The organism is Thioalkalivibrio sp. ALE11, from assembly GCF_000381205.1.
GTDB lineage: Bacteria > Pseudomonadota > Gammaproteobacteria > Ectothiorhodospirales > Ectothiorhodospiraceae > Thioalkalivibrio.
Genome location: NZ_KB906169.1, coordinates 18,531 through 36,383, shown reverse-complemented (window position 1 = coordinate 36,383; position 17,853 = coordinate 18,531). Strand labels below are relative to the sequence as shown.

Genomic DNA, 17,853 nt, shown 5'->3' with positions numbered 1-17,853 from the left:
GCCTCCTAGCGGATCTTCTCGTCGAGGTCTTCGGTGTAGCCGAACAGCGTATGCGGCGGCGGTGCCTCGCGCTGATAACGGCTGGGCGTGACGGCCTCGGTCTGCTGCAGCGAGCGGTACAGCCCCACCATCATGATCAGCATCACGATGGAGAACGGCAGGCCGACACTGATGGCCGCCGCCTGCAGCGCGCCCAGCCCCCCGGCCACCAGCAGCACCGAAGCCACTATCCCTTCAGCCACGGCCCAGTACACGCGCTGGGTCACGGTGGGATTGCGCACGTCACCCGAGGCCAGGGTGTCGATCACCAGCGAACCGGAGTCCGAGGAGGTGACGAAGAAGGTGACGATCAGCAGGGTTGCCGCGCTCATCACCGCGATCGCCATCCAGTCCAGCATCGGCAGGGCCTCGATGGTCAGGAACAGCGCGGTCTCCATCTGTTCGGACACCTGCCCGGCCACGTCGGCCACACCTTCCAGCTGGAAACCCATGGCCGTGCCGCCGAACACCGACAGCCAGACGAACCCGGCCGCGGTCGGCGCCAGCAGCACGCCGGTCACGAATTCGCGGATGGTGCGCCCGCGCGAGACCCGCGCGATGAACATGCCGACGTACGGCGCCCAGGAGATCCACCAGCCCCAGTAGAAGATGGTCCAGGTCGTGGCCCAGCCGGAATCCTCGATGGTATCGGCCCACAGGCTCATCGCGGGCAGGTTCTGGACATAGACCCCGGTGGATTCGACCAGGGTCCGCAGGATGAACAGTGTGGGCCCGAGCACCAGCAGCAGCGCGATCAGCACCACGCTCAGGCCGATGTTGAAGTTGGACAGCCGCTTGATCCCGCGGTCCACGCCCAAGGCCACGGAGCCCACCGCGATCAGGGTGATGATCGCGACCAGCACGACCTGGTTCAGGGTGGTTTCCTCGATGCCGAAGACGAAGTTGAGGCCCGAGTTGATCTGCATGACCCCCAGACCCAGCGAGGTCGCGACCCCGAACATGGTCCCGAACAGTGCAAGGATGTCGACCAGGTGCCCCCACGGGCCGTAGATGCGGTCGCCGATGAACGGGTACAGCGAGGAGCGGATCAGCAGCGGCAGGTTGTGTCGGTAGGCGTAGTAGGCCAGCGACAGACCCACGATGATGTAGATCGCCCAGGCGTGCAGTCCCCAGTGGAAGAAGGTGTAGCGCATCGCCTCCATCGCCGCCGCGCTGGATTCACCCTCGGCATGCGGCGGCGACATGTAGTGGTACATCGGCTCGGCGATGGAGAAGAACAGCAGCCCGATGCCCATGCCGGCGGAGAACAGCATCGCGAACCAGGACGCATAGCTGAAACGCGGGGGTTCGAACTGATCGCCCAGACGCACCCCGCCGTAACGGCTGAACATCAGGTACAGGGCAAAGATCAGGAAGATCGTCACCACCAGCATGTAGTACCAGCCGAGGTAACGGGAGATGCCGTCGCGCGTCTGCACGAACAGGCCTTCGGCCGTCTCGGAAAACGCCGCCCCGAAAAGCACGAAGGCCACGATGATGATGCTGGCGATGATGAAGACCGGACTGCAGATGACCCCGAAGCCGCGCACGCGCGTCTGGGACAGACCGGGGGTGGATGATTCATCCATGGATGACTCCCCTTGTGCATGGGTAGCGTGGCGGCCGGGTCGTGGGACGCTGACGCCGGCCCCGCACGCGGATGGAAATGCCTTGAACGGATGATCCTACGGTAGCGAATGCCCCGGGGTACTGCAAAAAAGCGGCTCCGCCGGCTCCAGCAGCAGCCCCCGGGCCTGCCCTGCGGTGCGCTCGCGCAGGATGTGCCACTGCGCCCCCGTCACCTCCGCCGGGTCGCGATGGGCTTCCAGCTCGACATACACGCGCCCCCCGGGCGCCAGCCAGCCCTCACCCGCCAGGGTGCGCAGAGCCGGGGCGAGCAGGTCGCGCTCGAACGGCGGGTCGAGGAACACCACGTGGAACGGGGCGGCGACGTCCGGGCCCGCCTCCAGCAGGCGCGCCGCATCGGCGCAGCGCACCTCCACGCCGCTGGCGCCCAGCTCTTCGACGGCCTGCTGCAGCCGCGCGACGGCACGCCGGTCGCGCTCCACCATCAGCACCGACTGCGCCCCGCGCGACGCGGCCTCGAACCCCAGGGCCCCGGTACCGGCGTACAGGTCCAGCACCCGCGCACCGGGCAGATGCGGCTGCAGCCAGTTGAACAGGGTCTCGCGCAGGGCGTCGGCGGTAGGACGCAGGCCCTGTACGTCGGCCACCGGCAGCCAGCGCCGGCGCCACGCGCCGCCGATGATGCGGACCCGGGACTCGTGGCCGCGGCGCCCCGCGGAACCCGCCCCGCGCCTACGGTTCTTCGCCACCAACGATCACCGTGACCAGGGCCTGCGGATCGACCCGTTCCCGTATGGCCCGCTGCACGTCGTCCGGCGTCACCGCTTCCATCCGTGCGGGGTAGTGCGTCAGATAATCCGCGCCGAGATCGTAGAAACCGATCAGGGCCAGATGCGACACGATCCCCGAGCTGGACGCCAGGCGCAGCGGGAAACCGTTGACCACGTTGGCGCGCGAGGCCTCCAGCTCGGCCGGCTCCACGCCCTCGGCATGCCAGCGCCGGATCTGCTCGTGCAGGGCTTCCACCGCCTCGCCGGTCTGCTCGGTGCCGGTCTGCATCGAGACGCTGAACGGTCCCTCCGCGGCGCGCGACCCGAACCCGCTGCTGACGGAATAGGCCAGTCCGCGCTCGCTGCGCAGCTCGCGGAACAGACGCGAGGTGAAGCCACCTCCGCCCAGGACGTGGTTGCCCAGGGTCAGCGGGTAATAGGCATCGTCACCACGCCGCAGGGCCGGTGCGCCGATGCGGATGTGCGCCTGCTCCGAGGGGAACGGGACATGCTCCGTCACCGCACCCTCCAGCGGCGGCACCGGCGGCAGCGGTTCGGCCGGTTCACCGGGGCGCAGGGCCTGCGAGACACGCGCCGCCAGAGCTTCGGCCTGCCGGCGATCCACGCCGCCGGTGATCGCCAGCACGCCGTTGCGCGCCGTGTAATACCGCTCGAAGAAGCCGCGCGCGTCCTCGGGGCTCAGCGCCTCCAGACTCTCGCGATCCCCCGCCGGCCAGTTGGCGTACGGATGATCGGCGTAAACCAGCTCGTGGAAACGCCGCGCGGCCACGCTGCCCGGCTCCTGACGCTCCCGCTGCAGTCCCAGCAGGGCCTGGCGCCGCGCCCGGTCGAAGTCGTCCTCGGGGAAGGCGGGTTCCGCGAGCACCGTGGTCAGGGTTTCCATCGCGGTGTCGAGCCAGTCCGTCTCGGTGAGACTGCGCAGCGAGACCACGGCCATGTCCCGCTGCGAGCTGGTACTGAAACGGGCACCCACGGACTCGAAGCGCTCGGCCAGCGCATCGGCATCCATCTCCGTCGTGCCGTGACGCAGGCTCCGGCTGGTCATGCGCGCCAGCCCCGGCAATTCGCCGTCCCTCGCCGCACCGGCATCAAAGGTCAGGCGCAGGTCCACCATGGGCAGTTCGGGCGCCTCGAAGTACAGCACCCGCAGGCCCTCGTCGGTCTCCCAGCGTTCGATCTCCATCGCCGCCGCCGGCGCGGCGAACAGCACCGCCAGCAACACTCCCGTCCAGCGCATCACAGGGCACCTCCATACTCGGCGGCCGGTTCCTCCGACTCGCGCTCGTCCAGCGGCAGCGGATCCAGGATCCCCACCGTCAGGGTCTCCGGCACCAGGTATTCCTGCGCGACGCGGCGCACATCCTCCGCGGTGACCGCGCGCACCCGCTCGACGAAGGCACCCAGCTCCTGCCAGCCGATGCCGACCGTCTCCAGCATCGCCAGCTGCGACGCCTGCGCATGCACCGAGTCGCGGCCGTAGACCTCGGACGCCACGACCCGCGCCTGCACGCGTTCCAGTTCATCTTCGCCCACCGGCTCCTCGCGCAGGCGCTCGATCTGCTCGCGCAGGGCGGCCTCCAGTTCCCCGGGATCGGTGTCCGCCGCCGGCACCCCGCCCAGCATGAACAGCCCGTCACGGCGGGTGAACGGGCTGTAGCTGGCCGAGGCGGAGCCGGCGATCTCGCGCCCGCGCTCCAGCTCGCGGGCGAGCCGCGAGGCCTCGCCGGAGGACAGCACCCCCTCCAGCACCAGCAGGGCATAGGCATCATCCGGCTCTTCCAGCGAATTCAGCGACGGCGCCTTCCAGCCCATCATCACGTAGGGCAGTTCGGCCGGCACCTGCACGGTGATGCGGCGCTCACCGGTCTGCGGGGGTTCGCTGCGTGCCGGACGTTCCACGCCGGGGCCGGCGGGGATATCGCCGAAATGGCGTTCGGCGGCGGCCACCACCGCCTCGGCGTCGACGTCACCCACCACCGCGACCACCGCATTGTCCGGGGTGTACCAGGTGTCGTACCAGTCCTGCAGAGCCTCCACACTGTACTCGTCGATGTCGCTCATCCAGCCGATCACCGGCTGGCCGTAGGGATCGGCATGGAAGGCCGTGGCCATGAACGCCTCGCGCAGGCGCGCGTTGGGCCGGTCCTCGACGCGCTGGCGCCGTTCTTCGCGCACCACCTCGCGCTCGGGCAGGAATTCCTCCTCGGTCAGGCGCAGGTGCTGCATGCGCTCGGCCTCCATCTCCAGCAGGGTCTCCCAGTGGTCGCTGCCCAGCAGCTGGTGATAGCCGGTGTAGTCGCGCCCGACGAACGCGTTCTCGCGGCCGCCCAGGCGCGACACGACGCGCGAAAACTCGCCGGGCTCGAAGGCCTCGGAGCCGCGGAACATCATGTGCTCCAGCATGTGCGAGATGCCGGTGACCCCGCCGTATTCGTCGGCCGAGCCCACGCGATACCAGATCTGGGTGGAAACCACCGGCGCCCGCCGGTCCTCCAGCACCAGGACGGTCAGACCGTTGTCCAGACGGGTCTCGACAACATTGTCGGTGATGGAACCGGATGCCGCGGCGGGAGCCGCGAACAGGGCGGTCAGGCAAAACAGCAACGGGGCCAACCCCGGGACGTGAACACGCATTTTGCGCTCCTGCCTCGTGCTAGGATTGTGAATCTCTCAACAGACCTCTCCCGGCATGTTCGGTTTCCGCAAAAAGAAAAAGTCCGAAGACTCCGCGAACGACGCCACGCCGGCCGCCGAGGAAAAACCGGCGCGCGGCGGGTGGTTCCGGCGCCTGCGCCAGGGCCTGTCCAAAACCGGCCAGGTGCTCAACGCCGATCTCGGCAGCCTGTTCCGCCGGCGCATCGACGACGAGCTCTTCGAGGAACTGGAAGAGCGCCTGCTGATGGCGGATGTCGGCCTGGAAGCCACGCAGAAGATCATGGACCGAATCACCGGCGAGGTGAAGCGGCGCGAGCTCGACAACGCCGAAGCGCTGATGGACGCGCTGGAAAACGCGATGATCGAGGTGCTGGAACCGGTCTCCGAACCGCTGACCCTGCCCGATGATCCGGGGCGGCCGTTCTCCATCCTGGTGGTGGGCATCAACGGCGCGGGCAAGACCACCACCATCGGCAAGCTGGCCCATCACTTCCGCGCCGACGACTTCTCCGTGATGCTGGCCGCCGGCGACACCTTCCGCGCCGCGGCGGTGGAACAGCTGCAGAACTGGGGCGAACGCAACGAGGTGCCGGTGATCGCCCAGGGGACCGGCGCCGACTCCGCCTCGGTCGTCTACGACGGCCTTCAGGCCGCCACCTCGCGCGGCATCGACGTGATGATCGCCGACACCGCCGGGCGCCTGCACACCCAGACCAACCTCATGGACGAAGTACGCAAGGTCAAGCGGGTGATGGGCCGGCTGGACGCGCAGGCCCCGGACGAGGTCCTGCTGGTGGTGGACGGCGGCACCGGGCAGAACGCCCTGAGCCAGGCGCAGCAGTTCCACGAGGCGCTGGGCCTGACCGGCATCGTCGTCACCAAGCTGGACGGTACCGCCAAGGGCGGGATGATATTCGCCCTGGCGGAACAGCTGGGCGTCCCGGTGCGTTTCATTGGCGTGGGCGAGAAGCCCGAGGACCTGCAGCCCTTCGACGCCCGCCGCTTCGTACGGGCCCTGCTCGGCCGGGACGACGACTGACCCGTCGATGATCTTCCTGCAGCGCGTCACCAAGCGGTTCGGCTCCCACTCCGAGGCCCTCAGTCAGGTCAGCCTGAAGATCGACCCCGGGGTGATGGCGTTCATCACCGGCCCGTCCGGTGCGGGCAAGAGTACGCTTCTGCGCCTGATTGCCGGGCTGGAACGTCCGACCCGTGGCCGCCTGCGGGTCAACGGCTTTGATCTCGATCAGCTCTCCGCGCGCGACATCCCGCAGTTTCGCCGCAGCATCGGACTGGTCTTCCAGGATCACCGCCTGCTGTATGACCGCCCGGTGTACGACAACATCGCCCTGCCGCTGGAGATCATGGGGTACCGGCGACCCGAGATCCGCCGCCGGGTGCGTGCGGCGCTGGACAAGGTGGGCCTGCTGCAGCGCGAGGGGGCACGGCCGCAGACCCTGTCGGCCGGGGAACAGCAGCGGGTCGGGATCGCCCGCGCGATCGTCCATCGCCCGTCCCTGCTGCTGGCGGACGAGCCCACCGGCAACCTCGACCCGGCACTGTCACGCGAGATCCTGGCCCTGTTCGCCGATTTCAACCGGATCGGCATGACCGCGCTGGTGGCCTCGCACGACCAGGAGCTGGTGGAACGCATGCCGCACCCGGTGCTGCATCTGGAGGACGGGCGCATCGAGGCCCGCGCACGCCAGGAGGCCGGCGCATGAACCGCGCCCGGGCCCTGCGCGACCGCCTGGGCGCCTGGCGCGAGGCCCACGCGGACGCCGCCCGGCGCAGCCTCGCACGGCGGCTGCAGGCCCCGATCATGTCCCTGATCAGCATCGCGGTGCTGGGGTTCATCCTGGCGCTTCCCGCATTCCTGTGGGTCCTGCTGGACAATGCGCGGGCACTCTCCGCGCACGTCGACCATGAACCGCGCATCGCGGTCTATCTGGAAGCCGGCGAATCCGGCGCACTGCAGCAGCACGCGCGGGAGCTGGAGCGGCTCGCGGATGTCGGCCGCGTGACGGCCGTCCCGGCCGAACGCGCCCTGGAGGACTATCGCGCCGACCTGGCCGACCCGGCCCTGCTCGACTGGATGGACGGCAACCCCCTGCCGGACACCCTGGACGTGGTGCCGCAGCGCAGTGATCCGGAAACGGTCACGCGCCTCGAGACGGCCCTGGCGGAGCGTTTCCCCGACGCTACGCTGGTCAGCGATGACGAGTGGGTGCGCCAGCTCAACGCGCTGTACCAGCTCGGTACGCGGGTCCTCACGATCGTCGCCGGCCTGCTGGGCCTGGGTGCCCTGCTGGTGCTGGCGCTGGCCAGCGCGTCGGAACTGCGCGAGCGGCGCGAGGAGATCACCATCGCGCGGATCAGTGGCGCAACCCACCGCTTCCTGCGCCGTCCGTCGCTCTATGGGGGCATCTATGGCGGGCTGGGCGGCGGGCTGTTCGCCGTGCTCCTGCTCTACCTCGGCACCTGGCAGGCGCGCGAACCGCTGGAGTCGGCCGCCGGGGCATTCGACATCGACTACGCGCTGCGACTGCCGGGACCGGAAGTCGCGCTGGGCATCATCACGGCGGCGGTGCTGCTCGGCTGGGCCGGAGCGCGGCTGGGCAGCGGCCATGCCCTGCGCGATGCCCCCTGAATCTCCGCAGGTGAATCCCCGCGCAGCCGGCTGGCTTGAAATACGGGCCGGACACCCCATATTCCGGAACTCCTGCGGGGCTTAGCACTCCAAGGAATCGAGTGCTAAGGTTGAAACGGTTACGAACGGAGGGATGCGAATCCATGAGTCAGGCACTGATGCCCCATCGCGCGGACATGCCCGTCCCGGTGGGCGATCTCAATCATTACATGCAGGCGGTATCGCAGATCGAGGTGCTGGACGCCGAGCAGGAGCGCGAACTGGCGCTGGAACTGCACGAGCGCAACAACCTCGAGGCCGCCCGCAGCCTGATTCTGCACAACCTGCGGTTCGTGGTGCACGTGGCCCGCGGCTACAGGGGCTACGGCCTGCCGCTGGGCGATCTGATCCAGGAAGGCAACGTGGGCCTGATGAAGGCCGTGCGGCGTTTCGATCCGCACCAGGGCGTGCGCCTGGTCTCCTTCGCCGTACACTGGATCCGGGCCGAGATCCACGAGTACATCCTGCGCAACTGGCGCATCGTGAAGGTCGCGACGACCAAGGCGCAGCGCAAGCTGTTCTTCAACCTGCGCAGTGCCAAGCAGCGCCTGGGCTGGATGAACCGCGAGGAGGTGTCGGCCGTGGCCGAAGACCTCGGCGTCAGCGAGGCGGAAGTCTGGGAGATGGAAAACCGCCTGGCCAGCCAGGACACCAGCTTCGACCCGCTGCCCGAAAGCGATGACGAGGAGCGCGCAGCCCTGGCGCCGGCACAGCGCCTGAGCCTGGAGGACATGAGCGACGATCCCGCCCGGGTGGCCGAGGAGGCCGACTGGGAGGCGCATTATCGCTCGCGCCTGGGCGAGACCCTGGAAGGCCTGGACGAGCGGTCGCGCGACATCCTGATGCGCCGCTACATGGGCGAGCAGAAGGCCACGCTCCACGAGCTGGCGGCGGAACATGGCGTCTCGGCCGAACGCATCCGGCAGATCGAGAATGCCGCAATCCGCAAGATCCGCACGGCCTTCGCCGACTGATTCGCGGATTTGCGCCCTTTCGCAGGGGCCGTGATCGAAAAAGCCCCCGGCGATTGGCGTCGCCGGGGGCTTTTGCGTTCGCGGTCTTCCGGTAGCCCCTCAGCCGAAGAGGATCACCGAGAAAAAGCTGAACCAGGAGAAAATGATCAGCGCCGCCGTGAAGGTCAGCGGGAAATTCTCGAAGGTAAACCAGTTACGCATGACGGCACCTCAACATCCATTACGTTTTCGGGGGCAAGATTAAGCCGGTTCGGCGACGGGCGCAAGGGGGTCAGCCGTCGCGCGCGCCCGAACCGGCCTCCTCCGGACGCCGGGACGCCCGAGACTGCCCGTCGTCCTCATGCCGCTCCTTCTCCGCCCGGCGCCCGCCGGACCCGCTGGCCGGAGGCTGCGTGGGAATCCTGGGGTCATCGTCGTCCATCAGGATACGGTGGGCCGGCCCCTCGAGGTCATCGTACTGTCCGGAGCGGATCGCCCACAGCAACAGCAGTCCGACCACCAGGGCGAACAGCATGGCCAGCGGAATGAGCAGGTACAGGATGTTCATGCCTCCAGTGTACGGAGGCATCCGCGGGCGTCAAAACCCCGCGCGGGTACCGCTCAGGTCGAGTCACGCGGGCGCGGCGGCCGCAGGCGCAGGGCGTTGCCCACCACCAGCAGCGAACTGAGCGACATCCCCAGCGCGGCCAGCCACGGGGTCAGGATGCCGGAAGCGGCCACGGGCAGGGCCACGACGTTGTAGCCGATGGCCCAGATGATGTTCTGCCGAATCACGTGCCGCGTCGCCCCGGCCCGCTCGAACACGCCGGGCAGACGGTCGAGGCGATCCGACAGCAGCACCAGGTCCGCGCGGGTGCGCGCGAGGCTGCTGCCGCCGCCCATCGCCAGGGATACGTCGGCCCCGGCCAGCACGGGAGCATCGTTGACCCCCTCGCCCGCCATCAGCACGCACTCGCCACGTGCCTGACGTTCGCGCACATGGGCCAGCTTGTCGTCCGGCGACAAGCCCCCGTGGGCTTCCGCGATCCCGAGCCGCTCGGCGAAACTCGCTGCCGCCTCGGGCCGGTCGCCGGTCAGCAGGACCACCCGCAGGCCGCGGTCCTGCAGGGCCCGGACCGTGTCCGCGGCCTCGGCGCGCGGGGTATCCGCCAGCCAGAAGGTCGCCACCACCCGGCCGTCCACCGCCAGCCACACCGGCGAGGCCAGCGGGTCGGGCGAGGTATTCGGGCCGGTTGGCGGGACGGCGGGCATCAGCGACGCGCCGCCGACAGCGACCGGATGCCCGTCGATCGTGCCGGTCAGACCCTCGCCGGGGTGATTCTCGACCCCGGCCGCGACCGGCTGCGCGCCCGCCTCGGCGACCAGCGCGCGTGCCAGCGGGTGTTCGGAATGCCGCTCCAGAGCCGCGGCCCAGGCCAGCGCGCGCCCGGGATCGAATGCCGGGTCATGGACCTCGGTCGCCACCCGCCGGGGCCGGCCGTCGGTGAGCGTGCCCGTCTTGTCCAGACACACGGTGGTGACGCGTGGCAGGACCTCCAGCGCAGAGCCCCGGGTCAGCAGAACGCCGTCGCGCGTCAGCGTCCCCGTGGTCGCGGTGAGCGCCACCGGCGTCGCCAGGGCGAGGGCACACGGGCAGGTCGCGACCAGCATGGCGACCATCACCCACAGGGCCCGGGCCGGGTCGATCAGGAAATACCAGACAAGCCCGGCCAGCAGCGTGAGCACCAGCACCGCGGCGACGAACCACCCGGTACCCGCCTCGGCCATGCGCGCGACCCGGGGCTTTTCGGTCTGCGCGCGATCCAGCAGCCGCTGGATCGCCGCCAGGGTGGTCTCCGCTCCGACCCGGCGGACCTCCACCACCAGCGGGCTCTCGACGTTCACCGTGCCTCCGACCACGTCGGTACCGGCACTCGCCGGACGCGGCTCGGGTTCCCCGGTCAGCAGGGCCCGGTTCACCGTCGATCGCCCGTCCACCACCACGCCATCCGCAGGCACGGATTCACCCGGGCGTACCTGCACCCGATCGCCGGGCTCGAGCTCCGCCACGGGCACCGACTCGGTTTCGCCATTGTCGGTGACCCGGCGTGCGATCGCCGGGACCAGACGGTCCATGCGATCCACCGCTTCGCTCGCATGCTGGCGCGCCATCAGCTCGAGGTAACGCGAGGTCAGCAGGAAAAAGACGAACATCACCACCGACTCGAAATAGACATGCTCGCCGGTGCCGGAGAACACCGCCCACAGGCTGGCCAGGTAGGTCGCGATGATCGCGATGCTGACCGGTACGTCCATACCCAGTTGTCGGTGCCGCAGGTCCCGCCACGCGCTCTGATAGAACGGAATCGCGGAGTACAGCACCACCGGTGTGGCGAATATCGCGGCCACCAGGCGCATGAAATCGATGATCGACTCGTGCTGCGGATCTCCCTCCCCCAGCCACAGGGCCACGGCGAGCATCATGACCTGCATCATGCCGAGGGCAGCAACCCCCAGGCGACGCAGGGCGAGCCCGCGCTCGCGGGCCAGCGCCTGCTCGCGTGTGCCGGGGTCGTAGGGATGGGCTCGATAACCGATGTCCCGGATCGCACGCAGGATATCGGACAGCGCCAGACGCTCGGGGTCCCAGGTCACCCGGGCCCGATGCGTGGAGTAGTTGACGCGGAATTCCTCGACGCCGTCCAGTGCCTGGACGTGGCGCTCGTTCAGCCAGACGCAGGCCGCACAGGTGATGCCCTCGAGGATCAGCGACGCCTCGCGACGTTCACCCGAGGCGGCCTCGCGCGCCGTCACGAACTGGCGCTGAACCGCCGGGGCGTCAAACAGTTCGAGTTCGCGCAGCTCGTCGGGGACGATGCTGTCGCCCGATGCGGCCGGCGGCGCGGTGCGATGATGATAATACGACCCCAGGCCGCGCTCGATGATCGCGCCCGCAACGGCCTGGCAGCCGGGGCAGCAGGTGGGGCGACAGGTGCCCTCGAACTCCACCGGGTAGTCGGCACCGGGAGGCACCTCGAGACCGCAGTGAAAACAGTGCTCCTCCGGCGCCGCCTCCGACGGGGCCGGTTCGTTCACCGCATGCTGGCTCACGACAGGGTCAGACGCATGGCCTCATCGGGACCCGCGCCGTCAGCCCGAGTGACCGTGAACGCGCGTGTTCGCCTGCTGTTCGACCTGCGCCCCGTCGCGTTCGACGAAGAAGCGCAGATCCCAGCGCCCGGCCTCGGGAAGTGCCACGTCGACCTCGTAGAATCCGTCACCGCGTTCGCGCATGGCGAAGGGCTGATCCTTGCGATGGTCGGCGAGCCAGAGGAAGGTACCCGTGACCTCTGCCCCTTCCAGAGGCCGGCCCTCGGCGTCGCGGACCTCGACCCGCAGGGTCTCGGTCTCCCCCTTGCGGGGCTCTCCCAGCCACCCCTGCCGGATCTCCCAGCCACGCGAGGCCTGTTCCTCCAGTTCGCTCATGCGATGCACCGCCAGCGCCTGGTCGCGGTCCTCGAAGCCGTCGACCAGCCCCGGGAACGCCGAGGTCACACGCTCCACGGGGGCGTCCGGCTCGGGCAGCAGGGTACCGATGAAACGGTCCGGCATGCCGTTGTGGGCGAGGGTAATCAGCACGGCCTGAACCGTCGCGATGATGGTAAAGAACCCGACGATCACCATCGGGGCCCAGTGCAAACGACCCACGTGGGCCTTGCCGGCGGCTGCCTCGGCCTCCTTCTGGCTGAACACGATCCCGAGCCCGTAAGGCACGATCACATACAGCGCCAGATGGATGGCGAAGACATCGGCCCCCTGCCAGGTAAGGATGGAAGCCGGGATGAACACGAACAGCATGACCGCCACCACGACGGCAGCCGCATGATAGGCGCGCAGGCGCGTGAAGCGGTAGATCAGGAAGAACAGCAGCGCCAGGGCGGCACTGCCCAGGCCAAGGGTGATAACCAGGTTGCTCATGATGCCTTCAACGTCCACGGGGACGGGGTTGCGTCCGGTGTTTGCGAACCCCGGCGCATCCGTTTGCCGGGGTAGAGGTCCGCCCTCCGGTCAGCGCGCGTAGCTGAACTGGGAGCCGATGGTGTAAGGGTCGATCCGACCCTCACGATCCGTAATCACGAAGTCGAACGGGATCCGGGATCCGGAGGCATCCGGCGGAACATCGTAGCGCACTCGGGCCAGCACCGTCAGGCGTTCGCCCGGCTCCAGGCGGATGTCCGACACCTGCCCCAGATCCAGCGTGGCTCCGTCCAGGCCATCGATCCCCAGTTCAAAGTCGAGCACTTCCTGACTCGTATTGTTCAGGCGGATCTCGTAGGAGTTCTGGATCTGGCCGTCCGACATCTGTACGTACAGGGGCTGGCGGACCTGATTCACGTTGGCATCCATCGGCGGACGATCCAGGATGCTCGCCACCAGGGCCCCCAGGATGACCAGCATCACCGCCCCGTAACCCACGGTCTTCAGGCGGATCGGGTGCGTCTTGCCACCTTCCAGCTCGCGTTCCGAGGTGTAGCGGATCAGGCCGCGGGGCCAGCCCTGCTTGTCCATGATCGTGTCGCAGGCGTCCACGCACAGCGCGCAGTGGATGCACTGATACTGGAGACCGTCCCGGATGTCGATCCCGGTGGGACACACCTGCACGCAATAGCCGCAATCAATGCAGTCGCCGACGCCCGCCGCCTGGCGCTCCTCGCGCGTCTGAAGCCCCTTGACCGGTTTCGCCCGCCCTGCCGAACCTTCGCCGCGGTCCTCGTCGTAGGACACGATCATGGTGTCCTTGTCGAACATCACGCTCTGGAACCGCGCGTACGGGCAGATAAAGGTGCAGACCTGCTCGCGTGCCAGCCCCGCGGCCGTGTAGGTGGTGGCCGTGAGGATGCCCGCTGTCACATAGGCCGCGAAGACGGCCTCGCCGACGAAGAACTGCTGCACGATGGTGGGCGCATCCCCCCAGTAGAGGACAAACCCCAGCCCGGTCGCGAACGCAACCAGCAGCCAGGAGGCATGCGTCGCGGCATATTTCAGGATCTTTTCGCCATTCCATGGCTGCTTCGACAGCCGGATCCGCGCCGGCCGCTCGCCCTGGATCTTCCGCTCCAGGTACATGTACACGTCGGTCCACAGGGTCTGGAAACAGAAATAGCCGCAGAACACGCGACCGGCCAGGCCGGTCACGAAGAACAGCGTGACGGCCGCCAGCATCAGGAAGCCGGCCAGCCAGAAGATATCCTGGGGATACACCACGAGATCGAACAGGAAGAACTGGCGACCCGGGATGTCGAAGAGGATGGCCTGATTCGGGCCGAACTCGCGCTCCCAGCGGATCCACGGAAGCAGGAAATAGACGCTGTAGGCGACGACCAGGATACCGGTCTTGAGGTTGCGGAACCGCCCTTTAACCGAACGCGGATGGATCGGGATACGGGCTTCGTACATCGGCTGCTGTTCCGCCATCAATGCCTCCCGGGGAACGGCCCCGGATCAGGGACGCCGCGGGTCCGGTGTCCCATGGGATTTCGATCATTAACAGCTAATGAGGGTGCGAGGTCAAGAACCTCGCACCCTTGCGGTCGGATATCGACGCGGTAGAGGCAGCGGGCTTACGGCTGCCCGCCACCGAGGGAGTGCACGTAGGCCGTCAGGATCTTGATCTCTTCATCCGACAGCCGATCCGCGAAGGCCGGCATCTCGCGCTGGGCCCCGTTGCGGATGAAACGCGCGACCTGACGCTGACGCTCGCCATCGTCGGCGGCACCGTGGACGTCCACCAGACCCCAGATGTCATTGGTCAGGTTGGGCGCGCCCTGGGATTCGAGCCCCTCGCCCCCGGTACCGTGGCACTGGAAGCAGCCGCCGTCATAGCCGGTGAAGACCCGCTCGCCCGCCTCGACCGCGGCCGGATCCATGTCGTAGCCGTTCATCGACAGGACGAACGCGGAGACGTCATCCAGCTGCTGGTCCGAAAGCCTGCCCCGATAACCGGGCATGTAGCCCAGGCGCCCCTGAACCAGGGTTTCTTCGATCTGCTCCACCGTGCCGCCCCACTTCCAGTGGTCGTTCCGCAGGTTGGGATACTGGCCGATCACGCCGGCACCGCCCACCTGATGGCAGGCCGCACACCAGGTCCCGAAGGAACCCTGGGCGTAGGCGTTCACGAAGCTCATGGCATCCGCGTCCTGCAGGATTTCGGCGTACTCCATGCCCGCCACCTGTTCCAGCATGTTGCGCTGGCGCACGGCATATTCACCGGTCTGCATGTCCCGGTAGAACAGCGCCCGGGTGTTCCAGTGCGTGGTGACCTCCTCGCCGTCCTGCTCGTAGGTCACCGAGGCCAGCCCCTTGGTAAAAGTGTCGCCGATCGGCCAGGCCGGGTAGAGGACCCAGTAGACCAGGGCGAACACGACCGTGGCGTAAAAGCCCCACAGCCACCAGCGCGGCAGCGGATTGTTGTATTCGGCGAGGTCCTGGTCCCAGACGTGACCGGTGGTTTCCACCTCACCCTGACCCGGTTTGCGATTGTCCTGTGTGCTCATTGCTCGTCACTCTCGGTTTTGTCACGCCGGGACGTCGTCGGCTCCCGATGTGAATCATCATCATCCAGAGGAATGTAGCGATACGTCTCGAATTTCCGTGCACGCCGGGGGCTGGCGAACAGATAGATCACCACCCCGACGAACGTGCTCATGAACAGGATCAGGGCCAGGGTCTTGCTGTTGCCCATGTCCTGGATCCATTCCCACAAACTCAGCATGACGGAATCGAGCTCCCTGACGGCTTACCGGAATTCGGCAAAGTGGCCGTCATCGTATTCACTGAAATCGACCATGGTTCCCAGAACCTGCATGTAGGCAACGATGGCGTCCATTTCGGTAATGGTTGCGCTGTTGCCGTCAAAATTCTCGGCCTGGGCCTGCTCGATCAGGTTTTCCTCCGCCCGGTTGATGTCGAACATGCGGGCGTGTTCTTCGCCGTACTTCTCGACGTTACGCTCGTACTCCTCTTCCGTAAGGGAGTAAGGAACGCCCACGCGCTTCAGGGCAATCATCCGGTCCTCGAGGTCGGACATGTCCAGAGGCGTCTCCGCCAGCCACGGGTAACCCGGCATGATGGATTCCGGCACCAGCGACTGCGGGTCGATCAGGTGCTGGACCTGCCACTCGTTGGAGTACTTTCCGCCCACCCGGGCAAGGTCCGGGCCGGTCCGCTTGGACCCCCACTGGAACGGATAGTCGTACTGCGACTCGGCCGCCAGCGAGTAATTGCCGTAACGCAGCATCTCGTCACGGAAGGGCCGCACCATCTGCGAATGGCAGGCGTAGCAACCTTCCCGGATGTAGATGTCGCGCCCCCGCTGCTCCAGCGGGGTATAGGGCCGGACGCCATCCACCTCTTCGACGGTGTCGTCGATGTAGAACAGCGGGACGATCTCGACCAGGCCGCCGACACTGATGACGGCCAGAGTCAGGACGATCAGGAGTCCGGCGTTAGTCTCTACGCTTTCGTGCTTCATGATTCCTCTTCTCCCCTGATCAGGCCGTGCGGGCTTCGGCTTCGATGGCTTCCTGACGGGCACGGGCTTCCGCCTTGATGCCCGTGCGAACCGTCATGAAGATGTTGAACGCCATGATCACCATGCCCAGGAGGAACAGACCGCCGCCGATGGCACGCACCACGTACGGCTGATGCAGGAACACCACGGACTCGGTGAAGGTGTAGGCCAGGTTCCCGTACTGGTCGAAGGCGCGCAGCATCAGGCCCTGACCGATACCGGCCACCCACATCGCAGTGATGTAAAGCACGATGCCGACGGTGGCGAGGAAGAAGTGCACGTACACCAGCTTCAGGCTGAAGAGGTTCACGTTCCACAGCCGCGGGATCAGGTGATAGAGCGAGCCGAAGCTGATCATCGCCACCCAGCCCAGGGCACCGGAGTGCACGTGGCCCACCGTCCAGTCGGTGTAGTGGGACAGCGCGTTCACGCTCTTCAGCGACATCATCGGACCCTCGAAGGTCGACATGCCGTAGAACGCCAGCGCGGTGATCAGGAACAGCATGATCGGGTCGGTGCGCAGTTTGTCCCAGGCACCGGACAGGGTCATGATCCCGTTGATCATGCCGCCCCAGGACGGCAGCAGCAGCAGGATGGAGAAGGTCGCCGCCAGGGTGGAGACCCAGTCCGGCAGGGCCGTCCAGTGCAGGTGGTGCGCACCCACCCACATGTACAGGAAGATCAGCGCCCAGAAGTGGATGATCGACAGCTTGTACGAGTAGATCGGACGGCCGGCCTGCTTCGGCACGAAGTAGTACATCATCCCGAGGAACGCGGCCGTCAGGAAGAAGCCCACCGCGTTATGGCCATACCACCACTGACGCATCGCGTCCTGCACACCGGAGAACATCGGGTAGGACTGCGGGTTGAACAGGCCCACCGGCACTTCGATGTTGTTGAAGATGTGCAGCAGCGCGGTCGCAAGGATGAACGACATGAAGAACCAGTTCGCCACGTAGATGTGCGGCTGGTTGCGGCGCAGCAGCGTCATGGTGAAGACCAGGAAGTACACCACCCAGGTCACCAGGATGATCAGGTCGATCTGCCAGTTGAACTCGGCGTATTCGCGACCCTGCGTGATCCCGGCCATGTAGCTGATCACGCCCAGGATGAGCGCGAGGTTCCAGCCATAGAACGTGAAACTGGCCAGGGAGTCGTTCCACAGTCGCGCGTGACAGGTGCGCTGAACGACGTAATAGGACGTGGCGAACAGGGCGTTACCCCCGAAGCCGAAGATCACCGCCGTGGTGTGCACCGGGCGGAAGCGCCCGAAGGTGATCTGCGCGATGTCGAAGTTCAGGAACGGCCACGCGAGCTGCGAGGCAATCCAGACCCCGGCGGCCATGCCGAACACGCCCCAGAGGACGGCGGCAACCGCGAACTTCTTGACGATCGCGTAATTGTACTGCTCGGTTGAAGCGACTGACGCTGCGGGTGCGGCACCCGCGGTAGTGGCTGCTTGTGACATGACTTTTCCACCTTGCTGCGGGGAACACGAAGGTCCCGATGGATCGGGGGCTCAGAACTCTACCCCATTACCGGTCGACAAAAAAAACCAAGACCACCCCC

Annotated in this window: 16 protein-coding genes; 4 read left to right on the top strand and 12 right to left on the bottom strand. The window is 67.2% G+C overall.

Annotated elements, in window-relative coordinates; translation table 11 throughout:
• Nucleotides 1–5: 5 nt before the first annotated feature.
• The 4 genes from F620_RS0108030 to F620_RS0108015 all read right to left on the bottom strand — a co-directional run bounded on the left by F620_RS0108030 (nucleotide 6) and on the right by F620_RS0108015 (nucleotide 5,051).
• Nucleotides 6–1,628: a BCCT family transporter gene (locus tag F620_RS0108030; RefSeq protein WP_019570147.1), complete on the bottom strand. Its 1,623-nt coding sequence runs from the start codon at nucleotides 1,626–1,628 to the stop codon at nucleotides 6–8.
• Between the two features lie 96 nt (nucleotides 1,629–1,724).
• Nucleotides 1,725–2,375: a 16S rRNA (guanine(966)-N(2))-methyltransferase RsmD gene (gene rsmD, locus F620_RS0108025; protein WP_019570146.1), complete on the bottom strand. Its 651-nt coding sequence runs from the start codon at nucleotides 2,373–2,375 to the stop codon at nucleotides 1,725–1,727.
• Nucleotides 2,359–3,654, bottom strand: a complete 1,296-nt coding sequence (locus F620_RS0108020; protein ID WP_019570145.1) for a pitrilysin family protein — start codon at nucleotides 3,652–3,654, stop codon at nucleotides 2,359–2,361. The genes rsmD and F620_RS0108020 overlap by 17 nt, the downstream gene beginning before the upstream one ends.
• The gene (locus F620_RS0108015; RefSeq protein WP_051081242.1) at nucleotides 3,654–5,051 is read right to left on the bottom strand and encodes a pitrilysin family protein; all 1,398 of its coding nucleotides are present in this window, start codon (nucleotides 5,049–5,051) and stop codon (nucleotides 3,654–3,656) included. The genes F620_RS0108020 and F620_RS0108015 overlap by 1 nt, the downstream gene beginning before the upstream one ends.
• Before the next feature lie 55 nt (nucleotides 5,052–5,106).
• Between F620_RS0108015 and ftsY the strand changes: the two genes are divergently transcribed.
• From ftsY to rpoH, 4 genes are all read left to right on the top strand, one after another.
• Nucleotides 5,107–6,111 (top strand): signal recognition particle-docking protein FtsY, encoded by a 1,005-nt coding sequence (gene ftsY, locus F620_RS0108010; protein ID WP_019570143.1) that lies wholly within the window; start codon nucleotides 5,107–5,109, stop codon nucleotides 6,109–6,111.
• Nucleotides 6,112–6,118: 7 nt separating this feature from the next.
• Complete coding sequence (gene ftsE / locus F620_RS0108005) at nucleotides 6,119–6,796, top strand: cell division ATP-binding protein FtsE (RefSeq protein ID WP_019570142.1); 678 nt, start codon at nucleotides 6,119–6,121, stop codon at nucleotides 6,794–6,796.
• Nucleotides 6,793–7,722, top strand: a complete 930-nt coding sequence (locus F620_RS0108000; RefSeq protein WP_019570141.1) for an ABC transporter permease — start codon at nucleotides 6,793–6,795, stop codon at nucleotides 7,720–7,722. Before ftsE ends, F620_RS0108000 begins: the two co-directional genes overlap by 4 nt.
• 143 nt (nucleotides 7,723–7,865) lie before the next feature.
• Complete coding sequence (gene rpoH, locus F620_RS0107995; RefSeq protein WP_019570140.1) at nucleotides 7,866–8,735, top strand: RNA polymerase sigma factor RpoH; 870 nt, start codon at nucleotides 7,866–7,868, stop codon at nucleotides 8,733–8,735.
• Nucleotides 8,736–9,006: 271 nt separating this feature from the next.
• Here the strand turns inward: rpoH and ccoS are convergent, their stop codons facing one another.
• The 8 genes from ccoS to ccoN form a co-directional block, all read right to left on the bottom strand.
• Nucleotides 9,007–9,282: a cbb3-type cytochrome oxidase assembly protein CcoS gene (gene ccoS / locus F620_RS0107985; RefSeq protein ID WP_018869087.1), complete on the bottom strand. Its 276-nt coding sequence runs from the start codon at nucleotides 9,280–9,282 to the stop codon at nucleotides 9,007–9,009.
• Nucleotides 9,283–9,335: 53 nt separating this feature from the next.
• Complete coding sequence (locus F620_RS0107980) at nucleotides 9,336–11,825, bottom strand: heavy metal translocating P-type ATPase (RefSeq protein ID WP_019570139.1); 2,490 nt, start codon at nucleotides 11,823–11,825, stop codon at nucleotides 9,336–9,338.
• Between the two features lie 39 nt (nucleotides 11,826–11,864).
• Nucleotides 11,865–12,692 (bottom strand): FixH family protein, encoded by an 828-nt coding sequence (locus tag F620_RS0107975; protein ID WP_019570138.1) that lies wholly within the window; start codon nucleotides 12,690–12,692, stop codon nucleotides 11,865–11,867.
• A gap of 90 nt (nucleotides 12,693–12,782) precedes the next feature.
• A complete protein-coding gene (gene ccoG, locus F620_RS0107970; RefSeq protein ID WP_019570137.1) occupies nucleotides 12,783–14,189 on the bottom strand; it encodes a cytochrome c oxidase accessory protein CcoG in 1,407 nt (468 codons plus the stop codon).
• A gap of 146 nt (nucleotides 14,190–14,335) precedes the next feature.
• Nucleotides 14,336–15,268, bottom strand: a complete 933-nt coding sequence (gene ccoP / locus F620_RS0107965; protein WP_019570136.1) for a cytochrome-c oxidase, cbb3-type subunit III — start codon at nucleotides 15,266–15,268, stop codon at nucleotides 14,336–14,338.
• Nucleotides 15,265–15,486, bottom strand: a complete 222-nt coding sequence (locus F620_RS0107960; protein WP_019570135.1) for a cbb3-type cytochrome c oxidase subunit 3 — start codon at nucleotides 15,484–15,486, stop codon at nucleotides 15,265–15,267. The genes ccoP and F620_RS0107960 overlap by 4 nt, the downstream gene beginning before the upstream one ends.
• Nucleotides 15,487–15,510: 24 nt before the next feature.
• Nucleotides 15,511–16,245, bottom strand: coding sequence for a cytochrome-c oxidase, cbb3-type subunit II (gene ccoO / locus F620_RS0107955; protein WP_018947084.1), 735 nt, complete (start codon nucleotides 16,243–16,245; stop codon nucleotides 15,511–15,513).
• Nucleotides 16,246–16,264: 19 nt separating this feature from the next.
• Nucleotides 16,265–17,752 (bottom strand): cytochrome-c oxidase, cbb3-type subunit I, encoded by a 1,488-nt coding sequence (gene ccoN / locus F620_RS0107950; RefSeq protein WP_019570134.1) that lies wholly within the window; start codon nucleotides 17,750–17,752, stop codon nucleotides 16,265–16,267.
• Nucleotides 17,753–17,853: the final 101 nt, after the last annotated feature.

Coding starts and splice junctions, on each gene's coding strand:
- F620_RS0107960 (WP_019570135.1), bottom strand. CDS start 15,486: ATGCTGAGTTTGTGGGAATGGATCCAGGACATGGGCAACAGCAAGACC.
- ccoG (WP_019570137.1), bottom strand. CDS start 14,189: ATGGCGGAACAGCAGCCGATGTACGAAGCCCGTATCCCGATCCATCCG.
- F620_RS0108030 (WP_019570147.1), bottom strand. CDS start 1,628: ATGGATGAATCATCCACCCCCGGTCTGTCCCAGACGCGCGTGCGCGGC.
- F620_RS0108000 (WP_019570141.1), top strand. CDS start 6,793: ATGAACCGCGCCCGGGCCCTGCGCGACCGCCTGGGCGCCTGGCGCGAG.
- F620_RS0108015 (WP_051081242.1), bottom strand. CDS start 5,051: ATGCGTGTTCACGTCCCGGGGTTGGCCCCGTTGCTGTTTTGCCTGACC.
- ftsY (WP_019570143.1), top strand. CDS start 5,107: ATGTTCGGTTTCCGCAAAAAGAAAAAGTCCGAAGACTCCGCGAACGAC.
- ftsE (WP_019570142.1), top strand. CDS start 6,119: ATGATCTTCCTGCAGCGCGTCACCAAGCGGTTCGGCTCCCACTCCGAG.
- ccoS (WP_018869087.1), bottom strand. CDS start 9,282: ATGAACATCCTGTACCTGCTCATTCCGCTGGCCATGCTGTTCGCCCTG.
- ccoP (WP_019570136.1), bottom strand. CDS start 15,268: ATGAGCACACAGGACAATCGCAAACCGGGTCAGGGTGAGGTGGAAACC.
- ccoO (WP_018947084.1), bottom strand. CDS start 16,245: ATGAAGCACGAAAGCGTAGAGACTAACGCCGGACTCCTGATCGTCCTG.
- ccoN (WP_019570134.1), bottom strand. CDS start 17,752: ATGTCACAAGCAGCCACTACCGCGGGTGCCGCACCCGCAGCGTCAGTC.
- rpoH (WP_019570140.1), top strand. CDS start 7,866: ATGAGTCAGGCACTGATGCCCCATCGCGCGGACATGCCCGTCCCGGTG.
- F620_RS0108020 (WP_019570145.1), bottom strand. CDS start 3,654: ATGCGCTGGACGGGAGTGTTGCTGGCGGTGCTGTTCGCCGCGCCGGCG.
- F620_RS0107975 (WP_019570138.1), bottom strand. CDS start 12,692: ATGAGCAACCTGGTTATCACCCTTGGCCTGGGCAGTGCCGCCCTGGCG.